This is a genomic window from Aliirhizobium cellulosilyticum (assembly GCF_014198105.1).
Lineage (GTDB): Bacteria > Pseudomonadota > Alphaproteobacteria > Rhizobiales > Rhizobiaceae > Neorhizobium > Neorhizobium cellulosilyticum.
Genome location: NZ_JACIGW010000025.1, coordinates 1 through 1,317, shown reverse-complemented (window position 1 = coordinate 1,317; position 1,317 = coordinate 1). Strand labels below are relative to the sequence as shown.

General features: G+C 57.2%; 1 protein-coding gene. It reads right to left on the bottom strand.

Going from position 1 to position 1,317, the window contains the following annotated elements:
• Positions 1 to 29 precede the first annotated feature (29 nt).
• A protein-coding gene (locus GGE33_RS27355) for an IS3 family transposase (RefSeq protein WP_183830636.1) occupies positions 30 to 1,249 on the bottom strand; the annotation gives its coding sequence in 2 pieces (ribosomal slippage) (positions 30 to 910 and positions 910 to 1,249; 1,221 coding nt in all).
• Positions 1,250 to 1,317: the final 68 nt, after the last annotated feature.

The window sequence follows — 1,317 nt, the reverse complement described above, 5'->3', positions numbered from 1 at the left end:
TGGAGTTGCCCCTTAAAAACCGGACAGGATCAGCTTTCGGTTTGACGGTTTAAGAACTCACGAGGCGAGCAATACCCCAATGCCTTATGCGGGTGAAGGGTGTTGTAGTGTTCGAACCATGAGGGCAGTTGCGCGATGACGGTCATGGCGTCCGGCAAGGGGTTCACCGAGACGTAATCGCGCTTGAAGGTTTTGACGAAGGCTTCGGCCATTCCGTTGGACTGTGGGCTGCGAACGGGCGTTGAACACGGCTCCATGCCGATATCGATGAGCAGCGATTTGGTTTCCTTTGCGATGAAGCAGGAACCGTTGTCCGTCAGCCATTCGATTGGCTTTGGAAGTGTGTTGACGAGACCGAAACGGTTCTCAACAGCCGTGATGACCAGGTCCTGGACGTCCTCGCTCTTGATGCCCTCGGTTGTCGCGACATGGGCGATGGCCTCGCGATCACAGCAATCGAGAGCGAAAGCAACGCGCACCTTCTCCTTGTTGTCGCAGCCGATTTCAAACCCGTCTGAACACCAACGCAAATTGGATTGCTCGACGGCGACGCGGCCATCGTGGCGACGGATGTCGATTGCACCCGTATGGCGCTGAAGAAGCATGCCGTGAACCTTCATCACCCGGTAGACGCGTTTGGCATTTGGCCATGGACGGTTTTCGCTGCGGGCTTTACGGCGCAGGATCGCGTGGACCCTGCGATATCCGTAGGTTGGCATGTCATCGATGATCGTCTTGATCTCATCCATCAGTTCCTGATCAGCGAGCGGCGGCCGCCCCCTGGCTCCGGAAGGACGTTGCCTCACACGTTCCGCTATGTTGGATCGGGCGACACCCAAGGTCTCGCACACCGCCGTCATCGCGAACCGTCCCTCGGCAACGACAGCGAGCGCAACAGGTGTTTTTTTGACCCTGATGCTATCTCAAGCGCTTCTTTGAGGATTTCGCCTTCCATCGTCTTTTTGCCGAGGAGGCGCTGAAGTTCTTTTACCTGGTTCTGAAGCGCTCTGTACTCGGATGCCGGGACGACCTCTTCCTGCGATGCCGTCGCCGTCAGCGCACCTTGCGCCGCCAATTTACGCCAGGCGAACAACTGGTTCGGCTGAATGCCATGCCGTCGAGCAACGATGCTGACCGTGACATCCGGCTCGTAGGTCTCCTGGACTATCGCGAGCTTATCCGCTGTCGACCAGCGACGGCGGCGCTCAGGGCCGGACAACACTTCTATCTTAGGTATGTGACTGGTCATAATGGGCACATTACTCCTAACACTTAACAAGTGGGAGATCGTGTCCGGGGGTTTAGGGGGCCACTACA